This window comes from Mesorhizobium sp. M2A.F.Ca.ET.046.03.2.1 (genome assembly GCF_003952425.1).
GTDB lineage: Bacteria > Pseudomonadota > Alphaproteobacteria > Rhizobiales > Rhizobiaceae > Mesorhizobium.
Window position 1 is genome coordinate 930,946 of the sequence record NZ_CP034449.1, and the last position, 25,118, is coordinate 956,063.

At 63.9% G+C, this 25,118-nt stretch carries 22 protein-coding genes and 1 pseudogene; 10 read left to right on the plus strand and 13 right to left on the minus strand.

Going from position 1 to position 25,118, the window contains the following annotated elements; genetic code table 11:
• The gene (locus tag EJ072_RS04535; RefSeq protein ID WP_126078751.1) at window positions 1-1,281 is read right to left on the minus strand and encodes a sugar ABC transporter substrate-binding protein; all 1,281 of its coding nucleotides are present in this window, start codon (window positions 1,279-1,281) and stop codon (window positions 1-3) included.
• Window positions 1,282-1,627: 346 nt separating this feature from the next.
• On the opposite strand from EJ072_RS04535, the gene EJ072_RS04540 reads away from it, so the two are divergent.
• Window positions 1,628-2,323 (plus strand): FCD domain-containing protein, encoded by a 696-nt coding sequence (locus EJ072_RS04540; protein WP_042638970.1) that lies wholly within the window; start codon window positions 1,628-1,630, stop codon window positions 2,321-2,323.
• A gap of 88 nt (window positions 2,324-2,411) precedes the next feature.
• On the opposite strand, the gene EJ072_RS04545 is transcribed toward EJ072_RS04540, so the two are convergent.
• Complete coding sequence (locus tag EJ072_RS04545) at window positions 2,412-3,398, minus strand: aldo/keto reductase (protein WP_126078752.1); 987 nt, start codon at window positions 3,396-3,398, stop codon at window positions 2,412-2,414.
• A gap of 293 nt (window positions 3,399-3,691) precedes the next feature.
• On the opposite strand from EJ072_RS04545, the gene EJ072_RS04550 reads away from it, so the two are divergent.
• Together EJ072_RS04550 and EJ072_RS04555 are read left to right on the plus strand one after the other, a co-directional pair.
• On the plus strand, window positions 3,692-4,849 hold the full coding sequence (locus EJ072_RS04550; protein WP_126078753.1) for a mandelate racemase/muconate lactonizing enzyme family protein: 1,158 nt from the start codon (window positions 3,692-3,694) through the stop codon (window positions 4,847-4,849).
• A gap of 53 nt (window positions 4,850-4,902) precedes the next feature.
• Window positions 4,903-5,787 carry an NAD(P)-dependent oxidoreductase gene (locus EJ072_RS04555; protein WP_126078754.1) on the plus strand — a complete coding sequence of 295 codons (885 nt, stop codon included), beginning with the start codon at window positions 4,903-4,905 and terminating at the stop codon, window positions 5,785-5,787.
• 56 nt (window positions 5,788-5,843) lie between these two features.
• On the opposite strand, the gene EJ072_RS04560 is transcribed toward EJ072_RS04555, so the two are convergent.
• From EJ072_RS04560 to EJ072_RS04580, 5 genes are all read right to left on the minus strand, one after another.
• A complete protein-coding gene (locus tag EJ072_RS04560) occupies window positions 5,844-7,043 on the minus strand; it encodes a mandelate racemase/muconate lactonizing enzyme family protein (protein ID WP_126078755.1) in 1,200 nt (399 codons plus the stop codon).
• Window positions 7,044-7,052: 9 nt separating this feature from the next.
• On the minus strand, window positions 7,053-7,379 hold the full coding sequence (locus EJ072_RS04565) for an NIPSNAP family protein (protein WP_126078756.1): 327 nt from the start codon (window positions 7,377-7,379) through the stop codon (window positions 7,053-7,055).
• A gap of 102 nt (window positions 7,380-7,481) precedes the next feature.
• Window positions 7,482-8,840: a mandelate racemase/muconate lactonizing enzyme family protein gene (locus tag EJ072_RS04570; RefSeq protein WP_126078757.1), complete on the minus strand. Its 1,359-nt coding sequence runs from the start codon at window positions 8,838-8,840 to the stop codon at window positions 7,482-7,484.
• 57 nt (window positions 8,841-8,897) lie between these two features.
• Window positions 8,898-10,064 (minus strand): mandelate racemase/muconate lactonizing enzyme family protein, encoded by a 1,167-nt coding sequence (locus tag EJ072_RS04575; RefSeq protein WP_126078758.1) that lies wholly within the window; start codon window positions 10,062-10,064, stop codon window positions 8,898-8,900.
• Between the two features lie 47 nt (window positions 10,065-10,111).
• Window positions 10,112-10,822, minus strand: coding sequence for a GntR family transcriptional regulator (locus tag EJ072_RS04580; protein WP_042638774.1), 711 nt, complete (start codon window positions 10,820-10,822; stop codon window positions 10,112-10,114).
• Window positions 10,823-11,038: 216 nt separating this feature from the next.
• Here EJ072_RS04580 and EJ072_RS04585 point away from each other — a divergent pair, with 216 nt between their 5' ends.
• From EJ072_RS04585 to EJ072_RS36500, 7 genes and pseudogenes are all read left to right on the plus strand, one after another.
• On the plus strand, window positions 11,039-12,520 hold the full coding sequence (locus EJ072_RS04585; protein WP_126078759.1) for a sugar ABC transporter substrate-binding protein: 1,482 nt from the start codon (window positions 11,039-11,041) through the stop codon (window positions 12,518-12,520).
• Window positions 12,521-12,595: 75 nt separating this feature from the next.
• On the plus strand, window positions 12,596-13,555 hold the full coding sequence (locus tag EJ072_RS04590) for a sugar ABC transporter permease (RefSeq protein WP_126083500.1): 960 nt from the start codon (window positions 12,596-12,598) through the stop codon (window positions 13,553-13,555).
• Window positions 13,552-14,442, plus strand: a complete 891-nt coding sequence (locus tag EJ072_RS04595; RefSeq protein ID WP_126062425.1) for a carbohydrate ABC transporter permease — start codon at window positions 13,552-13,554, stop codon at window positions 14,440-14,442. Before EJ072_RS04590 ends, EJ072_RS04595 begins: the two co-directional genes overlap by 4 nt.
• A 126-nt stretch (window positions 14,443-14,568) precedes the next feature.
• Window positions 14,569-15,666 carry an ABC transporter ATP-binding protein gene (locus tag EJ072_RS04600; protein WP_126078760.1) on the plus strand — a complete coding sequence of 366 codons (1,098 nt, stop codon included), beginning with the start codon at window positions 14,569-14,571 and terminating at the stop codon, window positions 15,664-15,666.
• A gap of 29 nt (window positions 15,667-15,695) precedes the next feature.
• Complete coding sequence (locus EJ072_RS04605) at window positions 15,696-16,859, plus strand: mandelate racemase/muconate lactonizing enzyme family protein (protein ID WP_126078761.1); 1,164 nt, start codon at window positions 15,696-15,698, stop codon at window positions 16,857-16,859.
• A 23-nt stretch (window positions 16,860-16,882) separates the two neighbouring features.
• Complete coding sequence (locus tag EJ072_RS04610; protein ID WP_126078762.1) at window positions 16,883-17,617, plus strand: ribonuclease activity regulator RraA; 735 nt, start codon at window positions 16,883-16,885, stop codon at window positions 17,615-17,617.
• Window positions 17,618-17,630: 13 nt separating this feature from the next.
• A pseudogene (locus tag EJ072_RS36500) lies at window positions 17,631-17,708 on the plus strand (NADP oxidoreductase coenzyme); the annotation flags it as partial.
• 127 nt (window positions 17,709-17,835) lie between these two features.
• Here the strand turns inward: EJ072_RS36500 and guaD are convergent.
• Genes guaD through EJ072_RS04645 form a run of 6 tightly spaced genes read right to left on the minus strand, consistent with a single transcriptional unit; the run spans window position 17,836 to window position 25,108 of the window.
• Window positions 17,836-19,218 (minus strand): guanine deaminase, encoded by a 1,383-nt coding sequence (guaD, locus tag EJ072_RS04620; protein ID WP_126078763.1) that lies wholly within the window; start codon window positions 19,216-19,218, stop codon window positions 17,836-17,838.
• A 27-nt stretch (window positions 19,219-19,245) separates the two neighbouring features.
• Entirely contained in the window at window positions 19,246-20,097 is an 852-nt protein-coding gene (locus tag EJ072_RS04625) for an aromatic ring-hydroxylating dioxygenase subunit alpha (protein ID WP_126083501.1), read from the minus strand.
• Window positions 20,098-20,115: 18 nt separating this feature from the next.
• Entirely contained in the window at window positions 20,116-21,516 is a 1,401-nt protein-coding gene (locus EJ072_RS04630; protein WP_126078764.1) for an 8-oxoguanine deaminase, read from the minus strand.
• Between the two features lie 10 nt (window positions 21,517-21,526).
• A complete protein-coding gene (locus tag EJ072_RS04635) occupies window positions 21,527-22,462 on the minus strand; it encodes an ABC transporter permease (protein ID WP_126078765.1) in 936 nt (311 codons plus the stop codon).
• Window positions 22,463-22,475: 13 nt separating this feature from the next.
• Window positions 22,476-23,534 (minus strand): ABC transporter permease, encoded by a 1,059-nt coding sequence (locus EJ072_RS04640; protein WP_126078766.1) that lies wholly within the window; start codon window positions 23,532-23,534, stop codon window positions 22,476-22,478.
• Window positions 23,534-25,108, minus strand: coding sequence for an ABC transporter ATP-binding protein (locus EJ072_RS04645; RefSeq protein ID WP_126078767.1), 1,575 nt, complete (start codon window positions 25,106-25,108; stop codon window positions 23,534-23,536). The genes EJ072_RS04640 and EJ072_RS04645 overlap by 1 nt, the downstream gene beginning before the upstream one ends.
• Window positions 25,109-25,118: the final 10 nt, after the last annotated feature.

Here is a 25,118-nt window from a genome sequence, read left to right on the forward strand (position 1 = left end):
TCAATCGTAGGCCCCGGCCCGGCGCATGATGTCCTCCGCCTCGGTCGCCGCCTGGTTAAGCGAGTCGGCGGGGGAAGCCTGGTCGGACAGGGCCTGCTCGATGGCCGAGAACATCAAGGTGCAGACCTTCGAGAAGCCGGCAAGCTTGGGCCACTCCTTGCCGTTGGCGATCGTCGTCTCGAGCTGTTGCAGCCATGTCGCCTGGGGGCCCTTGGCCGCGGCGATCACTTCCTTGGCCAGGCTCTGGCTGCTCGGGAAGTTGGTGAACTGATCGAACTGCAGCCGCTGGGCGTCGGTGCTGACCGTGTATTTGATGAACGCGACGGCGGGTTCCTTGCGTCCGGACTGGCCATTCAGCGCCATGGCATGCGAGATGGCACATGAGATCGCCGCCTTGTCCCGCACATAGGGCGCCGTCGACCATTTGCCGACGACGCGCGAGGTTTCCGGATTGGAAAGGGTGGCGAAGGCGCCCGGCCAATCGAAAGTGGCATAGACCGTGCCGGACGAGAATTCGGTCGAGTTCTCGTTCCATTGATAGCCGACGGCGTCGGGCGGCACGATTTTGTGCTTCTGGATCAGATCGCGATAGAAGGTGAGCGCCTTTATGCCGGCTTCGGAGTTGAAGGCCGGCTTGTTGGCCTGGTCGACCCAGTCGCCGCCTGCCTGCCAGAGCAGGTCGCTGAAGGTGCGTTGCGCCGGATCGCCCTGTCCCGGCACGACAAGGCCATAGTGACCGTCGCCGGTGAGTTTCAGACCGACATCGACCAGTTCTTCCCAGGTTTCGGCCGGCTTCAGGCCTTTTTCCTGATAGATGTCGCTGCGGTAGTACTGAACGCGCGCATCCATGTTGCGCGGAATCGCCGCCAGATTTCCGGTCTTGGGATCGCGCAGGTATTTGACCGCGACGGGATAGAAGTCCGCCAGCTCGGAGTCGCTGAAATAGCTGTTCAGCGGCGCGAAATGGTTGAAGTAGGAATCGATCTGCGCCGTATGGGTACTGTAGACGTCGTACTGGCTCGACCGCGCCGCGCTCAACGTGACCACCTTCGCCGTCAGGGGCGTGAATTCCAGAAGGTCGTAGCGAACCTTGATGCCGGTCTTGGCGGTGAAGTCCTGAACGATCTTCTCCCAGTATTTGGGATAGAGCGGGCCGCCCGTGATCAGCAATGCGGTGATCTCTTTGGCGTCTGCCTTGGCAACCCACGGCGCGGCAAGCGAGCCGGCCGTCACTGCCGCGCTCGCGGCAAGGAATTTACGTCTCGATAAGGTTCCGGACATCACAATCTCCTCCTGGTTTGACTGGTCGGTCCATCCAGGGACGGCCGACGACTTTCAGCCTCGGCAGCTGCGGCGTGCTCCTCCCGCCGCTAGACTGCGTGGATTGGTTCCCGAACGACGCTTGCGAGCCTCCGGGCGATCGGCACTTGCGCTCCAACACGCCTCGCTCGGTAGCAGGCGTATCGATCGTGACCTCGGACGGCGGCAACGGGGCACGGCGGCTGGACACCGCTCGATGCTCCCTTCCCGCAGGCCGTGTTATCGGCTAGTGAGCGTTTTTATGAGATAAGTTGACTGCATATCTAGCTATCAGCCTATAAGCTTATCAGACAAGTGGATGTTAGTGATGGATACCGTCGAGGTCAAGCTTCAAACTTTGCCCAAGCAGGTGGCGGGCGTGCTGGCGCGGCGCATCGCCGGCAGCGGTGTCGCCGGCGCCCAGGGGCCGTCGGAACAGCAGATCCTGCAGGAATTCGGAGTCTCGCGCGCGGTCGCGCGAGAGGCGCTGAAGATCCTCGCGTCGCTCGATATGATCGAGATCGCTCAAGGGCGGCGCGTGGTGCTGCGTCCAGCCGAGGAGTGGGACTATCTCAGCCCACTGCTCATCGACTGGCTGCCGCATGAGCAGATGCGCGAGATCCTGGCCGAAGCGCATGCGACCCGGATCATCATCGAACCGGCCATCGCCGCCATCGCGGCCAAGCACATGACCAAGGAAAATCTCGAACGCCTTGGCACTTTGCTGGCGGCGATGTCGGCCAGCGAGGACAATCCCGACGCCTATCTGAAGCTCGATCTGGATTTCCACATGGAGATTTGCCGGGCGGCGCAGAACAGGATCCTCGACCGTTTCATGTATTCGTCCCGGTGGTGGCAGATGGCGAGCAGGCGCATCAGCAACCAGATGCCCCATGCGCTGCCCTCCGCAACCGAAATGCACAGGGCTATCTACGAGGCGCTCGTGGCGCGCGACGAAAAGCGGGCCGAGGAAGCGATGCGCCGGCACCTCAAGAAGACCACCGCGGTCGGCCTGCCTCGCTGAAGAAGCGGCGCAGCCAGCATTTGCGCTGGCCGCGCCGTAGCGTGCCGGGAGGACAGGGCTTGACGTGGAGCAATCCCACGGAAGTGCACTATGCTCTCTTCGCTTGTTGTTCCTGGCGCTGGCGTGCACGGAAACCGAACATGTCGCCCTTGTCCTTGATTTCCGCCCAGACCGGGGCAGTGATCCTGTCGATAGCGGCGATGTCCGCGTCGGAAATCGTCCAGCCGGCGCTCTCGACGTTCTCCTCCAGTTCCTTGACGGTGCGGGCGCCGACCAGCGGCGAGCTGACGCCTGGCCGGCTGGTGAGCCACTGTATCGCAAGTTGCGGAACCGTCTTGCCGTAGCGCGCCGCGATCGGCTTGAGCATGTCGACGGCGTTCACCGCCCGCTCATAGGTGCCCGGCTGGAACAGCACCGTCGTGCGCCGCTCATCGCCCTCGACGAACTTGGTGTCCGTTGACAGCGTTCCGGTGAGCAGTCCTTGGGCGAGACCGCTGTATGGCATGACGCCGACATTGTGCTTGCGGCAATAGGGCAGCGTCTCGGCTTCAACCTCGCGCCACAGCATGTTGTAGGGCGGCTGCAGCACGTCGATGACGCCGTGCTGACGGGCGCTGTCCATGTCGGCGATGCTGAAATTCGAGACGCCGACCGCCTTGATCCGCCCTGACGCGCGCAGCCGCTCCATCATCTCCATGGTCGGCCCGATCGGAAAATCCGAGTTCGGCCAGTGGACGAAATAGACGTCGACATATTCCGTCCGCATGCGCTTCAGCGAACCGTCGAGCGCCGCCTCGATCGCGGCGGGTTCGAGATGATTGGGCGCGACCTTGGTCGCGATCACGGCCTTGTCGCGGCGGCCGGCCAGCGCCTGTCCGACGACCTCCTCGGCATGGCCGTGTCCATAGGCTTCGGCCGTGTCGATCAGCGTGATGCCGAGATCGAGCGCGCGTCTGATCACCCGGATCGACTCTTCGTCGTCAGCCGCGCCCCAAAACGCGCCGGACATCCCCCAAGTCCCGAGGCCGATTTCCGATACCTTCACCGGCGACGATCCGAGCTGTCGCTGTTGCATCCTGTTCCTCCCGATTGGCGACACGCATGAGCCATAGCTCTGTGGTCGCCCAATTTATACGCTTATATACTCGTCTAACAAGTGTGAAGTTTGAGTTTCGGGATTCTTGGCACACGCCTCTGAATTTCCCAAGCAAAACAACGAGCACCGGCACCTTCGAACGTCCGCAGATGCAAAATCCATCGAAGGGGGTTTACGGCGCATTGGTCATTCTTGTATGCTTATTAGACAAGTTTGGCCCATGGGCAGAATTCTGCACTTGTGAGCGCGCGCCATCACGGGAGAGGGATCCGATGAAGATCGTGGACATCAAAACGGCGGTCGTGGCCTATCACGGCAAGGCGACCCTCATCCGGATCGATACGGACGCCGGCATTTCCGGCTATGGCGAGGCCAATCCCGACGCAGGCGCGGCCGCAATCGTCGGTCTGATCTCGGAACTGAAGTCGGAACTGATCGGCCAGGATCCGCGCAATGTCGAATATTGCTGGGACAAGATCCGCCGCGATCATGTCTTCTCCGGCGCGCAGGCCGGCATCTTTCTCATCGCCCTCACCGGGCTCGAAATGGCGCTGTGGGACGTGGCGGCAAAAGCCGCCGGCCAGCCGCTTTACCGTATGTTCGGGGGCAAGTTCCGCGACCGCATCAGGCTCTATGCCGATTGCGGCGACGGCGACGACGAATCGGGATCGCCGCAGGGATGCGCGGCTCGCGCCCGCCGCATGGTTGCGGAAGGTTTCACGGCGCTGAAATTCGACATCGACAATCTGCGCCACCCGGGCAAGTTCGATGCGGTGAACCACACCATCAACGGCGCCGAGCTGCGTTCGATGATCGAGCGCGTCGCGGCGGTGCGCGAAGCAGCCGGCCCTGACGTCGATCTCTGCATCGACCTGCATGCGCGCTATGACGTGCTCAGCGCCAGCCGCATCGCCACCGAGATGGAGCGCTTCAATCTTCTGTGGCTCGAAGAACCGATCCCCGCGGAAAATGTCGAGGCCCTGAAGCAGATCCGCATGCGGACCAAGACGCCGATCTGCGTCGGCGAAAACCTCTATTTGCGCTGGGGTTTTCGGGAGCTGTTCCAGAACTACGGCGCCGATGTCGTCATGCCAGACGTGCCGAAATGCGGTGGCCTTGCCGAAAGCCGCAAGATCGCCAACCTCGCCGAGATGTACTACGTGCCTTTCGCGCCGCATCTGGTGTCGACGCCGCTGGGCACGATGGCGACCTGCCATGTCTGCGCCAGCGTTCCGAACTTCCTCGTGCTGGAATGGCACGCGCTGGAGGAGCGCGACGCCTGGGACAGTTACGTGCGCCTGCCGAATGGCGCCAAGTCCATCGTCGAAGACGGCCACATCGCGGTGCCTGATGTGCCAGGCATCGGCGTCGAGCTCAACATGGACGGTGTCCACAAACATGCCGTGCCCGGCTTCGGCATATTTGAATAGCGGACGACCGGCCGGTTCGCTGCTCGATCAAACAAATTCGCTCGGAGGAAGCCATGGGCAAGCGGATTGTCTTCACCGGCGGCAGCGGCAAGATCGGCCGGCACGTCATACCTTATCTGCTGAAACGCGGGCATCAGGTTCTGAACCTCGACCTGACGCCGCTGGATGTGCCTGGGGTCGATACCGTCATCACCAACCTTGCGGACGCGGGCGAAGCCTACAATGCGCTGACGCTGCATTTCGGGTTCAGCGAGTATTTCGGCGGCAAGGGCCGCGGCCCGGTCGACGCCGTCGTCCATTTCGCAGCGCTTCCGCGGATATTCCTGCGGCCGGACAACGCCATGTTTGCCGCCAATGTGCAGTCGACCTACAATGTGATCGAAGCCGCCACCAAGCTCGGCATCCGCAAGATCGTCACGGCCTCCAGCGAAACGGTCTACGGCATCTGCTTTGCCGAAGGCGAACGCGACTTCTCATCCTTCCCGGTGGATGAGGAGCACGACGCCGATCCGACCGACAGCTACGGCCTTTCCAAATTGCTGGGCGAGAAGATCGCGCGGTCTTTCGCCTCCCGCACGGGAACCGACATCTATGCGCTGCGGATCGGCGGCGTCGTAGAGCCGAAGGACTATGCCCGCTTTCCGGAATTCCTGGCCGATCCTTCGAAGCGGCGGCGCGACGCCTGGACCTATATGGACGCGCGCGATCTCGGCCAGATCGTCGACCTGTGCGTCGAGAAGGACGGTTTGGGCTTCCAGATATTCAACGCCGTCAACGACAACATCGTGTCCGAATTGCCGACGGCGGAGTTCCTCAGGAAGCATGCGCCCGACATACCGGTCACTCGGACCATGGACGCATTCGAGGGACCGATCTCAAACCGGAAGCTGCGCGATGTCCTCGGATTCCGGCAAGAGCATGACTGGCGGACACAGTGAGCTGATCCTTACGGGTCAGCTCAATGCCTGTCGCTCAAAGGCGAGCGGCGACAAGGTCAGTCGAAGAAGCCCGTATCCTCTTCCTTGAGGTATTTTCTCGCCGCCTCGGCGTCGATGTCGAGGCCGAGCCCCGGCGCCTCCAGCAAGTCCACCATGCTGTCCCTCACGATCTGTTTCGGCAGGCCGATGACAAGGTCCTCCCACCAAGGGTCGGAAGCGCTCGGATATTCGAAGGCGATATAGTTCGCGGGCAAGGTGGCGCAGACGTTGATCAGCGCGCCGAGGCCGAGCAGGCCGTTGGCGGTGCCGTGCGGCGCCATCAGGATCGAGTGCATATAGGCGTGCTCGGCGACCCACTTCAGCTCGGCGATGCCGCCAATATCGGCGGGATCGGGGCCGATGACCCGCACCGCTTGCGTCTCGATCAACTCCTTGAAATTGTGCCGCAGATAGATCTGCTCGCCGGTGTGGATCGGCGTCGAGGTGGACGTGGTCAGCTCGCGATAGGCTTGCGGATTGACCCAGGGCACATAGTCGCCGGTCAGCATGTCCTCGAGCCACATCAGATTGTACTTCTCGACGGCGCGGGCGAATTTGATCGCATCGGGCAGCATCCAGCCCGGCCCGCAGTCGAGCGCCAGGCTGACCTTGTCGCCCAGCACCTCCTTCATCGCCGCCACGCAGTCGAGCATGTGATTGAAACCGCGCTCGCTGATCACACCCTGATCCATGGCGCCGTGATAGCCGGCCTTCTTCTGCGTAACGCCGTAATGGAAGCCCTCAATGGAGTCCTTCATGTTGGAGTGGAACGAGATGCCCTGCTTGACCATGAAGAAATTCTGGGGCTGCTCCATCATCCATTTGACGTCGGCGGCATAATCCTCCGGTCGGTCGCCCGTGCGCTTGCGACGGATCGAGCCGTTGTAGACGCGCACCTTGTCACGCACCTTGCCGCCAAGCAGCTTGTAAACCGGCACGCCCGCGGCCTTGCCGGCGATGTCCCACAGCGCGTGCTCGATAGCGCTCACCGCCGCGCCATAGGGCTTGAACGAGCCGCGCTGGCGGATCTTCAGCATCACCCGCTCGACGTCGGTCGGATCCTCGCCGATCAGCGCCTCGCGGAAATGCAGCACGAAGGGTTTCAGGTAGGTCTTTGTGTATTCGACCTCGCCCAGACCATAGAGGCCCTCGTCGGTGACGACGCGGACGATGGGGTGCTTGCCGATGACGGCGCAGCGCAGGTCGGTGATCTTCATGACACAGTCCTATTTCACAGACGAGAAAGCTGTCGGCGTGAGCAGCTGGCTGCTGATATTGGCAACGATCTGCCCGTCGCGCTCAGACTCGTCCCGGGCCCTGTGCCATACCGGATCGGTGACGAAAGCCGTCCATTTCGCCTCGCGCTCGGCCAACGATTCCCAGGCGAGGAAATAGGTGAGGCGATTGTTGTTCTCGCCGATCACCGTGGTGAAAAACCCGGCTTGGCGGATGCCATGCCTCTCCCAGATGGCCAGCGTTTGCTCGGAAAAGCGCTTGAGCAAAGCCGGCAGCCTGCCCGGCAGGCAGTCATAGATGCGCATTTCGTAGATCATGGTTTCGTCCGTTTCTTTCTCCGCCTCTCCCGTGGGAGAGGTCGACACGAATGGTCGGTGGGTGGCTCTGTGACCTTGGGGATTAAGGCAGGGGCGTCCGGGCTAACTCCAGGTCCGGTCCCAGCTATTTTCATTGTCCCAATGCTCGGTGGATTGCCATATCCCTGTGACACCGGGCTGCAGATGCTGCGAGATCACCTCGTCGAGGACGTCGTCGATCCCCAGCCCCGGCTTGCCGGGCACGGTGATGAAGCCGTCCTTGACGAGCGGCTTGGGGAGGCCCGTGACGATATCATCCCACCAGTCGACATCGGCGGAGTGGTATTCGAGCGCCATGAAGTTTTCGGTCGCGGTCGCGACATGCGCCGCGGCCATCGCCGCGATTGGGCTTTCGGCCATGTGGATCGCCATGGCGACGCCGTGATCCTGCGCCATGTCGCCGATCTTCTTTGTCTCGAGGATGCCGCCGCTGGTCAGCAGGTCCGGATGGATAACGGAGAGGCCGCCGCTCCTCAGCAGAGGCTCGAAGCCCTCCTTGAGATAAATATCCTCGCCGGTGCAGATCGGCACCGACGTCGCCTGCTGCAATTGCCGGTACTGTTCGGTGTACTGCCAGGGGATCACGTCTTCGAGCCATGCCGGCACGTATTTCTCGATACGGCGCGACAGGCGGATGCCGTCCTGCAGCGAGATGTGGCCGACATGGTCGATGGCTAACGGAATCTCGTAGCCGATGACCTCGCGGACCTCGTGGATATATTGCTCCAGCAGGTCGATGCCCTTTTCGGTGAAATGCAGGCCCGTGAACGGGTGCTGCACGTTCTGCGCATCATAGGCGAGATTGCGGGCCTTGCGCTCCTCGAGCGTGCCGCCGCGGCCGCGCGGGTTGGCGCGGAACCCTTCGAGCGCGCCGGCGGGCGCCGTCACGGCGCCCGGAATGTGGGCGATCTGCATCAGACCCAGGTCCATCTTGAGGAAGGTGAAGCCGCGCTCCATGCGCGCCCTGAGGCGCTTGCCGGTCTCGGTGCCGCTCGGCTTCTCGGCGTCCGTATCGCAATAGACGCGCACCTGGTCGCGAAACTTGCCGCCGAGCATCTGGTAGATCGGCACGCCATAGGCCTTGCCGGCGAGATCCCAGAGCGCAATCTCGACCGCCGAGACGCCGCCGCCCTGCCGCCCATGGCCGCCGAACTGCTTGATACGGCGGAACAGGCGGTCGATATCGCAGGGGTTCTCGCCGAGCAGCCGGCTCTTCAGCATCAGCGCAAAGGTGGCGCTGGCGCCGTCGCGCACCTCGCCGAGCCCGACGATGCCCTGGTTCGTGTAGATCTTGAGCAGCGCCGAAGTGAAGGGCGCGCCGACGATCTCGGCCACCCGCATGTCGGTAATGCGCAGCTCGGAGGGCCTGGAATTCGTGTTGATGCGATCGAGAGCCTCGTCGGCTCCATCCGTTTTTGGCATGATTTGTCCTCGTTCCGCTGGGAGTGGCCCCGCCCGCCGGGCCTGCTTTAAACAGTGCTAGCCCAGCTCGATCTCGTGGGCCTGCAGATAGTCGCGGTTCATCTCGACACCGAGACCCGGCTTCGACGTCAGCTTGAGGTTGCCGTTCGACACGTCGAGCGGCTTGTCGATGAGGTGATCGTATTTGGAGAGGTCCCACTCCGACGTTTCGAGCTTGTAGAAGTTGGGAACGGTCATCATCACCTGCGCTCCCGCGACCACATTGATCGGACCCGCGGCGTCATGCGGCGAGACCGGGATGTAATAGGCCTCGCAAAGGGCGGAAATCTTCTTGAGCTCGGTGATGCCGCCGGTCCAGGTGACGTCGGGCATGATGTAGTCGGCGAGCTTGTTCTCGAGCACCGGCACGAAATCCCATTTCGTGTGGCCGCGCTCGCCCCAGGAGATGGGGGCACTGACCTTGTCGCGCACCTGCTTAAGCGCGTTGAGGCTTTCCGGCGGGCAAGGCTCCTCGAACCAGTCGATCTGGCCGGCCTCCTCGAGGCTGCGGCACAGGCGGATGGCGGTGGGAACGTCAAAGCGGCCATGCGCATCGATGAGGATGTCGACATTGGGCCCCGCCGTCTCGCGGATGAGAGCCGTGAGCTCGGCAGCTTCGCGCTCGTCCTTGCGGGTCATGCTGCCGTCGAGATAGCCGTCCCGTCTTTCGCGGGCCACGCCATCGACGCTGGGACCCTGGTGCGGGAACGGATCGAATTTGAGCCCGGTGTGGCCGGACTCCACGATGTCGCGAATTTCGCGGACCACCGCTTCCTTGCTGGTGAATTTGGCCTGGTTGGGATGGGTGTAAAGCGAGATTTCATCGCGCACCGGCCCGCCCAGCAGCTCATAGATCGGCTTGCCGAGAACTTTGCCGCGGATATCCCAAAGCGCTATGTCGATGGCGCTCACGCATTCCACGGCGGCGCCGCGGCTGCCCATATAGGTGAAGCTGCGGAAGACCTTGTGCCACAGATGCTCGATGCGCGCCGGATCCTCGCCTGCCACGGCAAGCCCGATCTGGCGCAGGATCGTGCAGAGCGCGCGGTTGGCGAGCTTCGTCGTGGTGGTGATCTCGCCCCAGCCGCTGATCCCCTCGTCGGTCGTCACTTCCACGAACAGGTACTCTCCCCAATAGGAAGCGTCGGACTTGACCAGCCAAGGCCGAATGCTCGTGATTTTCATCTGGACTATCCTCCCTGAATGGCCAGGCTGACGATGTTGCGGGTCCGCTACCCTGCCCGGGCGGCGCTGCGCGCGCGCATGTGTTCGAGGACATGCCGGCCGGAGCCCTCGACATGGCGAGCGATGAGTTCGGCCGCCTTGTCGGCCTCGCCCGATTTGACGAGCGCGATGAGCTCGCGGTGCTCGCGGATGATCGCGGCGCGGCGGGCAAGCGTGAAATTGAAACGCCGGCTGACCGCCCGCAGCACCTCTCGGTGCTTCCACCAGAGCTCGGCGGCATGGCGGTTGTAGTGCCGCTGGTACATCACGGTGTGGAAGGCGGTATCCAGCTCGCTGTGCCTGAACGTGTCGGCGAAGTTGTTCTCTTCGATCAGGCCCTGGAGACGTTCGAGTTCGGCGATGTCCTCCTCGGTCGCCATTCCCACAAACCAGCGCGTCAGGGCGGGCTCGATGAGAACGCCGATCTCGTAGATATCGCGCACGAAATCCTGATCTATGGGCCGGACGCGCGCGCCCCGGTTGGGAACGAAGGTGACGAAGCCCTCGCCGCGCAACAATTGCAGCGCCTCGCGCACGGGATTGGTCGAGGTGCCGTGACGGCGGGCGAGATCGGTGACCACGAGCCGCTCGTTGGCAGCCAGCCGTCCCTCGATGATGTCCTCCCTTATCTGCTCGTAAAGCGAGGCGCCCTCGCTCGATGCCCCGAGAGCGTCAATCCCCTCGGGTGGCTCTGCTTTGAAATCACTCGTTTCCGCCATCGCCGTCCCCTAGTCCAATACACGATCTGACCGATATCACGCACATCTTCGACAAACAATGTACGATTTGTTGCGTTGACAGCTATTCTGCGATCTGAAAACGTATGAAGTGATCGAAGGGATACATTAGGGCGGAGAAATATCCCCGCGATCGAAACGAGCAAGGACCGCTTTGCCTAGGCGCAGAGCGGCATAGGAGAACCTGGGAGGAGACCTATGAGGAGGATCACAGTCGGCGGTGCCGTTCTGCGCGGCGCCGTTTCCACTGCTTTGACGATATCGCTGATGTCGGGTCCGGCGCTTGCCGCGCCCCCGGTCGACCTGAGCAAGTGGTCGCCGGAATATGTGCGCTCGATTGCCGGCACGCAGGATTTCGACACGGCAGGCGATTGCGCCAAGGTCACCCCGCTCGACTACAAGGGGCGACTGACTTTCTGGTATCAGGGCGTGTTCGAGGGCGACCCCGACCTCCTGCGCCAGTACTACAAGGATTTCTTCGCAACCTTCCGCAAGACCTACCCGAACATCCAGCTCGAGGAACAGGCCCTCACCTATAACGACCTGCTCGACAAGTTTCGCACCGCGCTCCTCGGCAACGCGGCGCCGATGGCGGTCCGCCTGCAAATCCTGGGCGGAACCGAGTTCGCCTCGAAGGGCTATCTGCAGCCGCTGAAACCCGAGGACGTCGGCTATTCGACCGAGGATTTCTGGCCCGGCGCCATGAAGGCCGTGACCTGGGACGGCGTGACCTACGGCATTCCGACCAACAACGAGACGATGGCCTTCATCTGGAATGCCGACATCTTCAAGCGCGCCGGCCTCGATCCGAACAAGCCGCCGGCCACCTGGGACGACGTGGTCAAATATTCCAAGCAGATCCACGACAAGCTCGGCATTGCCGGCTACGGCCTCGTGGCGCGCAAGAATGCCGGCAACACGCCCTACCGCTTCATGCCGCAGCTATGGGCGTATGGCGGCGGCGTTTTCGACGAAGCCGCGGCAAACCCGACCTACAAGGACATCGAGCTCAACAGCCCGCAGAGCAAGGCGGCGCTGCAGGCTTCCTACGACATGTATGTCCGCGACAAATCGGTTCCGGTTTCGGCGCTCACCAACCAGCAGGCCGACAACCAGCCGCTGTTCCTGGCCGGCCAGCTCGGCATGATGATCTCGCATCCGTCCGACTACAACGTCATGCTCGACCTGCAGAAGAAGGCGACGGGCACTGACAAGGACAAGGCGCAGACCGTCATCGACAATATGCGCTACGGCCTCATTCCGACCGGTCCCGACGGCAAGCGCGCCGTCGTCTTCGGCGGTTCGAACATCCACATCCTGAAGCCCGAATATGTAGAGGGCGGCAAGGTGGACGAGCCGGCGGCGAAGGCCATCATCTGCATGTGGACGAGCCCGGAATGGTCGCTGAAGATGGCTTACGCCGGCTCGAACCCCGGCAACCTCAACGGCTTCAAGACCAAATGGATGAAGGAGCGTCTGGACAGCATCAAGTTCCTCGATGTCACGACGTCGATGCTGCCATACGGCATTCCGTTCCCGGCCCTGCCGCAGTCGCCCGAGATCATGAACATCATCGTCCCGGACATGCTGCAGAATGCCCTGACCGGAGCGATGACCGTCGACCAGGCGGCGGACGACGCGGCCAAGAAGGTGAAAGACCTGATGGGCGGCGGACTCTAGCCCTAGCCTGACCTGCGATCTCACCGGCTGCGCCGACAACGCAGCCGGTTCGTTCCGATGAACAAGGGCACGCCAGTGACGATCGTGAGCGGCAAGGCCGAGGCTCGCCGAAGACTGCAATCCGCCAGGTCCGATGTGCTTCGCAAGATGTGGGAGCATCGCGCCGACTATGCCTATGTGCTTCCGGCGATTGCCGTGATGCTCATCGTCATCGCCTATCCGATCTACTACACGATCGAATTGTCGTTCTTCAACACGCCGCCCGGCCTGCAGCTCCGCGACAAGATCTTCGTCGGTTTCAACAACTACACGGCCATCCTGACCAGCGGGGTGTTCTGGCAGGTCACCTTCAACACCCTGATCTGGACAATCGCATCCACTTTCTTTTCCTTCGCCCTGGGGTTTGCCGCCGCGCTGGCGCTGCATCGCGATTTCGTCGGCCGCGGCGTCCTGCGCGCCATCCTGATCATTCCCTGGGTCATCAGCGCGGTCGCCGCCTCCTATATCTGGAAGTGGATCTACCATTCGGATTTCGGGATTATCGGCGCGGTGCTGGTCGAGCTCGGATGGGCCGAGCGACCGCCGAATTTCATCGACAGCGTCTCAACGGTGCTGCCCTCTCTGATCGTCGTCAACATCTGGCGCGAGTTCCCTTTCGCCATGATCATGATGACGGCCGGTCTGCAGACCGTGCCCGAGCAGTTGCTGCGCGCCGCGAAAGTCGATGGGGCGAATGCGTGGCAACGCTTCTGGCACGTCACCTTCCCGCATTTGCGCAATGTCTCGACGGTGACGATCCTGCTGCTCGCGGTCGCCAACTTCAACTCCTTCATCATTCCCTGGATCATGACCGGCGGTGGCCCGTCCAACGCTTCGCATATCTGGATCACCCATATCTATGAGCTTGCCTTCGGCCGCCAGCGCTGGGGCGTGGCATCGGCCTATTCGGTGCTTCTGTTCATCATCCTGATGACGCTCGGCTACTTCTATGTCCGCGCGCTGAGCGGCAACGAGCGGAAGGACGGCAGCGCATGAGCACGGTTTCCGAGACAATCTCACGAGGCCGGTCCGTCCGCCGGGTGCGGATTGACGGATGGCGATGGGGCGGGCGCGCCTTTCTGCTGTTCATGCTCCTTTACACCGCGCTGCCGATGATCTGGATGCTGCTCACCTCGATCAAGTCCGGCTTCGCGGCGATGCAGTTTCCGCCGCAATGGTGGCCTGACCAACCTACACTCGACAGCTACCAGAAACTGCTCGATCCGCAGAACAGCGTCGGCCAGGATTTCCTGCGCTTCTTCTGGAACAGTCTCATCGTCTCGACCGCCACGACGATCCTTTCGGTGATCGTGGCGGTTCCCGCGGCCTACGCGTTCTCGCGCTTCACCTTCCCAGGTCGGAACTTCCTTTTCTTCGCCGTCCTGCTGCGCAACATGTTCCCGGCGGTGATCTTCCTGGTGCCGCTCTTCATCCTGATGCGCGCGATCGGACTGGTGAACACGCATGGCTCGCTTGTTCTCACCTACCTCACCTTCGGCCTGCCGCTGGCGATCTGGCTCTTGAAGGGCTTTTACGACAACATCCCGGTGCAGCTCGAGCAGGCGGCGCGCATCGACGGCGCAACGCGGTTCCAGGCCTTCATGCTGATCGTGATGCCGCTCTCGACGCCGGGCATCATCGCCACCGCGATCTATTCCTTCATCGGCGCCTGGAACGAGTACATCTACGCCTACACCTTCCTCTCCAAGAACGAACAGCTGACGCTGCCCGTCGGCATCCAGCGCTTCTTCTCGGAGAACACGACGGACTTTCCTGGCCTGATGGCGGCCAGCTTCATGATGAGCGTGCCCGTCGTGGTGCTGTTCCTCCTCCTGCAACGATACTTCGTGCGCGCCCTCACGGAAGGCGCGGTCAAGCACTAGAGCCGGATGATTTCAGGTCGAACCGACCTGAAATCTGAATCCGGCTCTAAATCAAAGAGATAGAGCATGATGTCGTCCGAAAACCGCTTCACACTTTTCGGCATCATGCTCTAGGGAGCTGCCTGCATGGCCCATGTGGTCCTCAAAGATCTCGTCAAGACCTATGGCAGCTTCAAAGCCGTCAACGACGTTTCGCTGACAATCAATGACGGCGAGTTCGTTGCGCTTGTCGGGCCCTCCGGCTGCGGCAAGACGACCACGCTCAATCTCGTCGCGGGCCTGATCTCGGTCACATCGGGCGACATCGTCATCGGCGACCGGGTGGTCAACGACCTCGACCCCAAGGACCGGGACATTGCCATGGTGTTCCAGAACTACGCGCTCTATCCGCAAAAGTCGGTCTATATGAACCTCGCCTTCCCACTGCAGATGCGCAAGCTGCCCAAGGACGAGATCGACAGAAAAGTCAGGGAAGCAGCGCGGGTCCTCGACATGACGCAGCTGCTCGAACGCAAGCCGCGCGAGCTTTCAGGCGGGCAACAGCAGCGCGTGGCGCTCGGACGCGCCCTCGTGCGCGATCCTGCGGTGTTCCTGATGGACGAGCCGCTCTCCAATCTCGACGCCAAGCTGCGCGTGCAGATGCGATCCGAGATCAAGCGGTTCCACCAGGACCTCAAGGCGACGATCATCTATGTGACGCACGACCAGCTCGAGGCCGTGACCATGGCGGACAGGATGGCGGTGATGAATGGCGGCTACCTGCAGCAATATGATTCGCCGGCGCAGGTTTTCGCCCATCCCGCCAATATGTTCGTCGCGAGCTTCGTCGGCAGTCCGGCGATGAGCCTTATTCCGCTGGAGGGGTCGACGGCAAATGGCGGCGCCGTCCTGACGAGCGCGGAAGGCTGGAGTCTTGAGCTGTCGCAACGCAATGCGCGCAAGGTCCAGAAAGCGACCACCAGGAAGGTCGTGCTCGGCGCGCGACATTCGACGATCAAGCTGCACAAGAGCGCGGTTCCCAGCGCTATTCCGGCCAAGGCCTATACGGTGGAGCCGACCGGAGACGTCACCTTCGTGCAGGCGTTCCTCTCCGGCGCCATCGTCAATATCAGCGTGTCCCCCAACGTCGCCGTCGCACCCGACGAGCAGATCTGGCTCGAGTTCGACCAGGAGCGCATGCACCTGTTCGACAGCGAAACGGAAATGGCGCTCGAGGCCAGTTGAGACGGCGAACGCATGAGACATGAGGGGGAATGACGACGAAGATGAAGATCACCGCGATCAAGCCCTACCCGGTGTGGGTCGGGACCCGTAACCAGATGCTCGTCAAGGTTGAGACCGACCAGGGCATCTTCGGCTGGGGCGAGAGCGGCCTGAGCGGTCGCGAGAAGGCCGTGGCCGGTGCGGTCGAGCACTATCGCGAATTTCTCATCGGCCGCGACGCCATGCAGATCGGCCGGATCTGGCAAGAACTCTATCGCAGCCAGTATTTCGAAGGCGGGCGGGTTCTGCAGGCGGCGATCTCCGCGATCGACATCGCGCTTCACGACATCAAGGGCAAGGCGCTAGGCGTGCCGGTCTACGAGCTGCTCGGCGGCAAGCAGCGTGATCGCATCCCCACCTTCGCCTCGACCGGAGACGAGGCCGAGGGCGACGCCGCCATCGAACGAGCGCGCGAACTGCATGCCGAAGGATGGCAGGCGATCCGCTTCTTCCCCGCCGGACAAAGCAGCAGGGACATTTTCGAGCCGCGCGAGTCGATAGGTCCCACCGCTAGCATGCTGAACAAGGCGCGCGAGGCGCTGGGTGACGACGTGGTGCTCGGCATCGACTATCATCATCGGCTGTCGGTGGCCGAGGCGGCGAGCTTCTGCGGCAAGCTTGGCCGCGGCGTGCTCGATTTTCTCGAGGAGCCGATCCGCGACGAAGCGCCGGAGGCCTATGAGAGCCTGCGCGGGATGACCGACATCCCCTTCGCCATCGGCGAGGAGTTTGCCAGCAAGTGGCAGTTCCTGCCCTATATCGAGCGCGGCATCCACCAATTCAACCGACTCGATGTCTGCAATGTCGGCGGGCTCACCGAGACGATGAAGGTCGCCGGCTGGAGCGAAGCGCATTATGTCGACCTGATGCCACACAATCCGCTTGGCCCGGTGTGCACGGCCGCGACCATCCATCTGGGCGCCGCGGTGCCCAACTTCGCCTGGCTCGAAACCAGGGTGCCCGAAAGGAAGCTGGGCTTCGACAATTCCGAGTTTTTTCCCGTGCAACCGCGGCTGGACGGCACCCATTACCCTGTCGGCGATCTGCCGGGGCTGGGCGTCGAGGTCAACGAGGCGGCGATCCAGGCGCAGAGTTTTCGCTTCTGGGAGGCGCCGCATCTCAAGCGCCGCGACGGTTCCGTCACCAACTGGTAGTCCATCTCACCCGGAGTCCGACAATGACGCATACAACCGACATCACGCGACCGTCCAAGGACCTGATCGAAGCGCTGAAGGAGATCGGCGCCGCGACGGTTGCCGGCACGCTAGGCCATATGGGCTTCCGCAGCCCGCACATGGTCGGCCCGGTGGCGCAGAACCACGGCAAGTCGATCGTCGGACCGGCGCTGACGCTGCAGTTCCTGCCGCAGCGGCCGGACCTCTTCAACGAAGGCGAATATGCCGATCCGGAAACGCAGTTGCACCGGCATGTGCTCTACCACGCGCAGGAAGGCGACGTGGTCGTGGTCGACGCGCGCGGCGACATGAGATCGGGCGTCTTCGGCGACATGATGTCGACCTATTTCAAGGGCCGGGGCGGCGCGGGCATTGTCATCGACGGATGCATGCGCGACCGGCCCAATGTCGAGAAGCTCGACCTGCCGCTATGGCTGCGCGGCTGGACGCCCAACTATCATGTGCAGACCAGCATCTATCCCAATGCCGTCAACGTCCCGATCGCCTGCGGCGGCGTCACGGTGATCCCCGGCGACATCATCGTCGCCGACGATGACGGGGCCGTAGTGGTTCCCGTCTCGATGGCGCCCATGGTGATCGAGGAGGCGCAGAAGCATCATGACTGGGAAGAGTTTTCCCGAGAGAAGCTCATGCAGGGCGCGCCCTTGCAGCGCTATTATCCGCTGCACGATGATGCCCGCGGTGAGTATGAGGCGTGGCGCAAGACGAGACGTTAGGAAAGCTCAACGAGGCGGAGCGCTGGTGCAGGCACGTGGCCGCGCTTGGGGCCAGCTCATCTTCCAGAAGTTGTTCAAGAAGGTGCAGTAATCGGTCTGCGACCGTGTGATCGAGGCCGTGAACTGGTCGGGCGCGATTACGTCTTGTAACCCATTGAAGCAGCGGGTCGATTGGGTATCCGTTCCATCCGATATTGGCTACAGAATTGAAATCGTATCTACGAAGGGAACCCGCCGGCCACAGCGCGGCCGCCTACCCAGACGATTGCGATGTTCGTCCTGGACGCAGTGTAGACGATCTTGTGCAGGATGCCTTCGCCACGGTCGAGGTCTTCCTGCAGCAGCCTGATCGTGCCGCCCACGGCTTGGGTGTCGATGACGCAGGCATCGAAATGATAGCCCGCCGCGAACTGCCCGACCGGCAGGTCGAGCGCGGTCCCGCCCGCGGCGGTTGCGAGGTGGAAGGCGTCGCGGAAATCGATCCGCGCGGCCCTCCGGCTGCTCCGCTTTTCCGGCGGCACGTCGGGGTCGGTGCCGGTCTCCAGCATGCGTGATGCCATGACCGCGCCGCGCATGCCGTCGAAGAGCGAGGCGCTCGGCCCGCCCGAAATGTCGGTTCCGAGCCCGACAATGAGCCCCTTCTCCAGCGCTGCCTTCAGCGGAAAGACTGCATTGGCGAAGTAGGCGTTGGAGAGCGGGCAGTGGGCGACCGCCGAACGGCGCACCCGGATCGTGTCCATGTCGTCCGGCGTGATGAAGTTGGCATGCGCGAGCACGCTCAATCGGCCAAGCAGCCCGAACCGGTCGAGGGCCGCGGTGTCGGTCACGCCGTACCGCTCCAGCACGTAGCCATGCTCCCAGTCGCTCTCCGAGCAATGCGTCTGCACATGGCAGCCGCAGCTCTTCGCGAGCGCTCCCAGCTCGACGAGCGAGGCATCCGTGCATGCGGGGATGAAACGCGGTGTCACCACCGGACGGACCAGGCCGTGCCCGTTGTCCGGGTGCGCGCGGACATAGTCGATCAGCTCGGCCGCGCCGTCGACCGCCGCTTGCGCGGAGGCGTCGCGATAGTAGTCGGGGCACTGGTCGGCGTTGTCCATGACCACCTTGCCGACCAGGGCGCGCTGGCCGCGCTCTAGGCAGGCGTCGACGAGGATGCGGGTCGCGTCGCGGTGGATGGTGGCGAAATAGAGCGCGGTCGTCGTGCCGTTGGCGAGCAGGTCTTCGACCAGCAGGCCGTAATTGCGCCGGGCAAACGCGACGTCGGCGTAACGCGCCTCAAGCGGAAAGGTGTACTTGTGCAGCCAGACCTCCAGCGGCACGTCAAGCGCCTGGCCGAGCTGAGGGTATTGCGGCGCGTGCACGTGCAGGTCGACAAGCCCGGGCAGCAGATAGTGGCCCTTCGGCAGCCGGACGAGCGTCCCTGCCCTGGCCGCCGCGCTGACGGCGGCCTCATAGGCTTCGTCGCCCGGCCTCAGCACGGAGGCGATGACGCCGTCCTCGCGAACCGCGATCAGCGCGTCGCGAAGCTCGTCTATGCTGCCGCGCTCCGGCGCGTGGAAGCCGGAGGCGAGCAATGTCTTGCCCTTGAGGTCGGTCATGTTGCCTTCGCGCGGCCAGGCTGCCGCTCACGCGGCCATGGCCGTGGTGCCGTAGACGATGCCCTTTTCCTTCAGCCAGCGGCGGTAGGCCACCGAGGAGGCGTCCGCGCGGGTGGGGATTTCGGCGCGGGGCTCGAGCGGCAGAAGCCGCGGCCGCTGGTTCTCCAAAATGATCCGGTCCTGCAGGAAGATGAGCTGCTGGAACTGGACGAGCGCTGCCGTCGTCGAGACGTCATCGATCAGGAACATCACCGGATGAGCCCGGCAGCGGTCCGGCTCGACCGGCTGGACGAACAGGCAGATGACGTCCCAGCGGTTCGCCGAGTTCGGGCATGTCTTGTAGAGCATGACCGCGAAGGGATTGGCGACGCGGTACATGTACTGCGTCATGATGCCTCCGGTCGCGGACAGCGCCGCCTGCGGCTGGAAGAACTCGCAATTGGTCGCCCAGACCTCGTCGACGTCGCGACGGATCTCTGTCGTGTAGTGCCGCACCTCCGTATGCGGCTCGGCGCCGAGGATGTCGGTGTGAACGAAGGGGAAATGCGCCATGTCGAGGAAGTTCTCGACGATCCTGAGCCCCGAGGCCCTGACCGAGACCGCGCCGCAGATCACCCAGCGCCGGTCGTCCTCTTGCGTCTCGGGGATCGGCAGGACGTCGCGTTCGGGCGCGCCGAGCGTCACCCACAAATAGCCGTAGCGTTCGCGTATCGGCAAAGCCTCGCTGTCGCCCGCGCGCGTGACGACAACCTTGCCGCCGGCATCGCGGCTGACGCTGAGATCGACGCCCAGCAACCTGTTGCGCATCGCGCCGACCGGAATGTCGTCCAGCGCCTCTATGCAGTACCACTGGTCGAGAGCAGCCTTCTCGGCTTGCATGGCCATGCCCGTCTCCCTCTACTGGTTGTATATCCTGTTCATCACTGCGCGGTGGTCGGCAAGAGCCTCCTCGACGTCGAAGGACCGGAACGCGCCCTTGCCGATGATCTCCCTGCCGTTGATATAGGAATAGTCGACGCGGAAGGGCCCGCAAAGCACCAGCGCCGCGAGCGGGTCGCGTCCGGTTCCCGACAGGCCGAGCTGGTCGCGCCTCACCGCGATGAAATCAGCGCTCATGCCAGGGGCGAGATGGCCGATGTCGTCGCGGCCGAGCAGCGCCGCCCCGCCGCGCGTCGCCATCTCCAGCGCCTCGCGTGCCGAAAGCGCGGTCGGGGTGCCGCCGAAGCCGCCGCGCCCGCCCGGCTTCTCGGAAAGGTAGTGGTGCGGCGCGACGCGCTGCAGCATCAGCGCGAGCCGCGCCTCCATGAACATGTTAGACGTGTCGTTGGAGGCCGAGCCGTCGACGCCGAGGCCGACCTTCACGCCCTTGTCCAGCATCTCACGGATTTTCGCGATGCCCTGTCCGCAGCGCATGTTGGCCGACGGGCAATGCGCGACGCCCGTGCCTGTCTCGGCGAAGCGGTCTATCTCCCCGCTCGTCATGAAGATCGAGTGGGCGAACCAGACGTCATCGCCGAGCCAGCCCACAGACTCAGCGAACTCGACCGGCCGCATGCCATAGATCTCGTGGCAGTACTTCTCCTCGAACAGCTCTTCCGCCAGATGCGAGTGGAGGCTCACGCCGGGATGCTGCCGCGCCAGCGCGGCCGCGTCGCGCATCAGCTCCGGCGTCACCGAGAAGGGTGAGCAGGGCGCGAGCACGATGCGGCCCATCGAGTGGCGCGACGCGTCGTGATAGGTGTGGATCAGGCGCTCCGCATCCTTGAGGATGGCGTCTTCCTTCTCCACGCAGCGGTCCGGCGGCAGTCCGCCCTGGCTCTCGCCGCGCGACATCGCTCCGCGGGCCGCATGGAAGCGCAGGCCGATTTCGCGCGCCGCCTCGATCGTCGAATCCAGCGTGCAGTTGTTGGGCAGGATGTAGAGGTGGTCCGAGCTGGTCGTGCAGCCGGAATGGATGAGCTCGGCCATGGCGATACGGGCGGAGACGCCAATAGCGTCATCGTCAAGCTCCGCCCAGATCGGATAGAGCGTCTTCAGCCAGACCATCAGCTCGTCCTCCTGCACCATGACGCGCGTCAGGTTCTGGTACATGTGGTGGTGGGTGTTCACCATGCCCGGCATGACGACATGGCCGGAGAGGTCGAGCACCGCATCGGCCTCAAACCCTGCGAGTTCGGCCGTCGTGCCGACCTTGTCGATCACATTGTCGCGGACGAACAGCGCGCCGCCCGAGATCTCGCGGCGCGCGTCGTCGAACGTCGCGAGATGATCGATATTCTTGACCAGAAGCGTCGTCACCGGCCGCCCATCAGCGTACATCGCGGTAGAACGGCTCGCCGAGAGCGGCCGGCGCGGCCATCAGGCGGCGCACTTTCTGCCAGGCGAGCACCGGCACGATCATCAGTGCGATGGTGCCGAGATAGGGCAGCATCGACAGGAACGGCGCGGCCACCGGCCAGTTGCGCGCCTGACCGACGAAGCCGATCGACGTGATGAGGCCGAACAGCAGCGCCGTGAGCACGGCGTTGACCGGCCGGTAACCGGCGAAGATGACGAGCGAGACCGCGATCCACCCGCGCCCTGCGACCATGCCGTCCGACCAGGCCGGCACGAAGGCGAGCGTCAGGTAGGCGCCGGCGCCGCCGCACAGCGCCGCGCCCGCGGTGACATAGGCGAAGCGGATCAGGCCGACCGGGATGCCGCCGGCGTCGGCGGCGGCCGGGTTCTCGCCGACGGCGCGCATGTTGAGCCCGTGCCGTGTGTGGAACAGCAGATAGTGCAGGCCGAGCGGCAGGACGATGTAGATGAGGTAGAGCAGCACGTTCTGCGAGAAGAGCGCCGGCCCGAGGATCGGGATGTCGCTCAGCAGCGGCACCTCGACACGCTCAAAGACCGCGGCCGATGGCGTGCCGGAGTAGCTGCGGCCGATGGTGTTGGCGAGCCCGGTGCCGATCAGCGTCAGCGCCAGGCCGCAGAGAACCTGGTTCGCCCGGACGGTCACCGTGGCGAAAGCGAAGACCATGCCGAACAGCGCCCCGACCACGAGCGCCGCGGCAAAGCCGAGCGCCGGCGAAGGAACGGCCGCGACGGTCGCTACGCCGGTGATCGCGCCCATCGCCATCAGCCCTTCGGCGCCGAGATTGACGACGCCGACGCGCTCGGCGAGCACCTCGCCCATGGCCGCGAGCGCCAGCACGCCGCCGGCGAGAAAGGTTGTGGCGAGAATTCCGGTCAAGAGGTCCAATGTCGGTCTCGCTCTATGCTCTCGTCGACGCGGTGCGGAGGATGCGGTAATGCGCGAGCTCGTCGCCGATCGCCGTCAGGAACAGGATCGCCCCGGTCATCGCCAGCACCGCGGAGGTGGTGATGCCCTGTGTCTGCAGGATGATGCCGGAGTTGAGGATGAAGGCCATGAGTATGCCGGTGAAGATGACGCCGACGCAGGAGTTGCGAGCGAGCACCGCGACCATGATACCGAGATAGCCGAAGTTGTTGGAAATCCCGCCCTGCAGGCGGTGCACCGTGCCGGCGAGCTCGAAGGCGCCGGCGACGCCGGCGATCAGGCCCGACAGCAGCATCACGGTGATGATGTGGCGCCCCACCGCGATGCCGGCATAGGCCGCGGCCGAAGGGTTCGAGCCGGACAGCCGCACCTCGTAACCCCAGCGGGAGAAGGCGAGGATCGCGGCGGCGGCCAGCGCTATCAGTATGGCGATCGGCAGGCCCCAGTGAATCAGCCCCCAGAATTCGGGCATCTCGACCGTGATCCGCGGCGTCGAGGAGTTGGACATGCCGACGCGGTCGCGCCACGGGCCGGTCGAGACGTAGTAGACGAGCAGCGCGGCCACGAAGTTGAGCAGCAGCGTCGTGATCAGCTCGTTCACGCCGACGAAGGCGCGCGCCAGTGTGGGGACCAGGATCCAGACGACGCCCCCGAGCGCGCCGGCGGCAATGATCAGCGGCAGGATGAGCCAGGCAGGGCCGGGCACGAACAGTCCGACCGCGGTGGCTGCGAAGGCGCCGACGAGGAATTGTCCTTCGGCGCCGATGTTCCAGGTCCCGATCTGCTGGCCGACCGCCACCGACAGGCCGGTGAGGATCAGCGGGATCACGAGCAGCCCGAAATCCTCCATCCCGAAGGTGGAGCTGAAGGTGGCGCTGACGAGCTGCGCGCCCAGCGCGAGCGGGTCTTCGCCTGCCACCAGCAGCGCGATGGATGCGGCCAGCACCACGATGGCAATGGCCAGCGCGCGCATGGCGAGCGCGATGCCAGGCTGGACGGATGGCAGCCGCTGGAGGCGCAGGCCCTGCAGCATCACGCCGCCTCCTTCCGCACGATGCGGCCGCCCATCAGCAGGCCGATCTGCTCGACGTCGATCTTGTCGTTGTCTAGCGCGCCCATGAGCCGGCCTTCATAGAGCACGGCGATGCGGTCGGAGAGGTTGAGGAGTTCCTCCAGGTCCTCCGAGATAAGCACGATGCCGGCGCCTGCGTCGCGCAGCTCGACGATGTAGCGCAGCATCGTGTTGATGGCGCCGACGTCGAGCCCGCGGCTGGGATAGGCGGCGACCAGCACCTTGTGGGCGATGCGCATCTCGCGGCGCGCCACCAGACGCTGCTGGTTGCCGCCCGACAGGTTGCGGACCGGCATGGCGAAGTCCGGCACGGCGACGTCCGCGGCCTTGGCGATCTCGCGCGCAAGCAGGGTCGCGGCGCCCGAGCGATAGAGCCCGCCGGAGCCGATGGGCGGCTTCTTGTATTCGCGCATCACGGCGTTGATGGCGACGCTCATCGCCGGGGCCAGCCCGCTGCGCAGCCGGTCCTCCGGGATGTGGCCGATGCCGAGCTCGCTGAACGCAGCAGCATCCCCCGCCCCGAGCGGCGCGCCGTCCACGACGATGCGTCCCGAGGCGATGCGCCGGAGTCCGGTGAGCACGTGGCTGAGCTCGCGTTGCCCGTTGCCGGCGACGCCGGCAATGCCGACGATCTCGCCCGCATGGATGTCGAGGGTGATGTCGTGGAGCGCAGTTTTTCCGCCGTCGTCGAGCGCCGAGACGCTTTCCAGCCTCAGGATCGGCTCCGCCGACCGGGGCGCCGCGCCGGGCGGCCGCTGCCGCATGTCGGCGAGCACGATGTCGCGGCCGACCATGAGCCGCGCCAGCATCCGGGGGTTGCACTCGGATGTGTCGTGCGTCGCGATCCTGCGGCCGCCGCGCAGGATGGTGATGCGGTCGGAGATTTCCAGCACCTCGTCCAGCTTGTGGCTGATGAAGATGACCGCGTTGCCGCGCGAGGTGAATTCACGCAGCGCCTTGAAGAGCTCGCGCGCCTCGGCCGGAGTCAGCACTGCCGTCGGTTCGTCGAGGATGAGGATGCGGGCCTGGCGGGCGAGCACGCGCAGGATCTCGACGCGCTGTTGCTCGCCGGTCGAAAGCTCGTTGATGCGCACGTCCGCACGCACATGCAGGTTGAAGCGTTCGGCCAGCGCCTTCGTCCGCGCCTCCAGCTTACGAGCGGAGGCAAGCCGGGGCGTCTCGCTCCAGCCGAGGTGGATGTTCTCGGCCACGGTGAAGGCCTGCACCAGCTTGAAATGCTGGTGCACCATGCCGATGCCGGCCGCGATTGCGTCGAGCGGCGTGGCGAACTCCTTGGCGTAGCCGTCGATGGTGATCTCGCCTGCATCGGGCTGGTAGATGCCGGTGAGAATGTTCATCAGCGTCGACTTGCCGGCGCCATTCTCGCCGAGCAGCGCGTGGATCTCTCCCGGAAGCACGTCGAGATCGACGTCCTGGTTGGCGACGACGCCCGGGAAATATTTGGCGATACCCTTCAGCTGCACCAGCGGCGCCGTTCCCGGCGCCGCGATGTAGCGGTCCTGCGTGGCGTTCATGCCGGTCTGC

Excerpts from the sequence above, each read along its gene's own strand:
- EJ072_RS04535 (WP_126078751.1), bottom strand. The coding sequence starts at position 1,281 with ATGTCCGGAACCTTATCGAGACGTAAATTCCTTGCCGCGAGCGCGGCA.
- EJ072_RS04540 (WP_042638970.1), top strand. The coding sequence starts at position 1,628 with ATGGATACCGTCGAGGTCAAGCTTCAAACTTTGCCCAAGCAGGTGGCG.
- EJ072_RS04545 (WP_126078752.1), bottom strand. The coding sequence starts at position 3,398 with ATGCAACAGCGACAGCTCGGATCGTCGCCGGTGAAGGTATCGGAAATC.
- EJ072_RS04550 (WP_126078753.1), top strand. The coding sequence starts at position 3,692 with ATGAAGATCGTGGACATCAAAACGGCGGTCGTGGCCTATCACGGCAAG.
- EJ072_RS04555 (WP_126078754.1), top strand. The coding sequence starts at position 4,903 with ATGGGCAAGCGGATTGTCTTCACCGGCGGCAGCGGCAAGATCGGCCGG.
- EJ072_RS04560 (WP_126078755.1), bottom strand. The coding sequence starts at position 7,043 with ATGAAGATCACCGACCTGCGCTGCGCCGTCATCGGCAAGCACCCCATC.
- EJ072_RS04565 (WP_126078756.1), bottom strand. The coding sequence starts at position 7,379 with ATGATCTACGAAATGCGCATCTATGACTGCCTGCCGGGCAGGCTGCCG.
- EJ072_RS04570 (WP_126078757.1), bottom strand. The coding sequence starts at position 8,840 with ATGCCAAAAACGGATGGAGCCGACGAGGCTCTCGATCGCATCAACACG.
- EJ072_RS04575 (WP_126078758.1), bottom strand. The coding sequence starts at position 10,064 with ATGAAAATCACGAGCATTCGGCCTTGGCTGGTCAAGTCCGACGCTTCC.
- EJ072_RS04580 (WP_042638774.1), bottom strand. The coding sequence starts at position 10,822 with ATGGCGGAAACGAGTGATTTCAAAGCAGAGCCACCCGAGGGGATTGAC.
- EJ072_RS04585 (WP_126078759.1), top strand. The coding sequence starts at position 11,039 with ATGAGGAGGATCACAGTCGGCGGTGCCGTTCTGCGCGGCGCCGTTTCC.
- EJ072_RS04595 (WP_126062425.1), top strand. The coding sequence starts at position 13,552 with ATGAGCACGGTTTCCGAGACAATCTCACGAGGCCGGTCCGTCCGCCGG.
- EJ072_RS04600 (WP_126078760.1), top strand. The coding sequence starts at position 14,569 with ATGGCCCATGTGGTCCTCAAAGATCTCGTCAAGACCTATGGCAGCTTC.
- EJ072_RS04605 (WP_126078761.1), top strand. The coding sequence starts at position 15,696 with ATGACGACGAAGATGAAGATCACCGCGATCAAGCCCTACCCGGTGTGG.
- EJ072_RS04610 (WP_126078762.1), top strand. The coding sequence starts at position 16,883 with ATGACGCATACAACCGACATCACGCGACCGTCCAAGGACCTGATCGAA.
- guaD (WP_126078763.1), bottom strand. The coding sequence starts at position 19,218 with ATGACCGACCTCAAGGGCAAGACATTGCTCGCCTCCGGCTTCCACGCG.
- EJ072_RS04625 (WP_126083501.1), bottom strand. The coding sequence starts at position 20,097 with ATGCAAGCCGAGAAGGCTGCTCTCGACCAGTGGTACTGCATAGAGGCG.
- EJ072_RS04640 (WP_126078766.1), bottom strand. The coding sequence starts at position 23,534 with ATGCTGCAGGGCCTGCGCCTCCAGCGGCTGCCATCCGTCCAGCCTGGC.
- EJ072_RS04645 (WP_126078767.1), bottom strand. The coding sequence starts at position 25,108 with ATGAACGCCACGCAGGACCGCTACATCGCGGCGCCGGGAACGGCGCCG.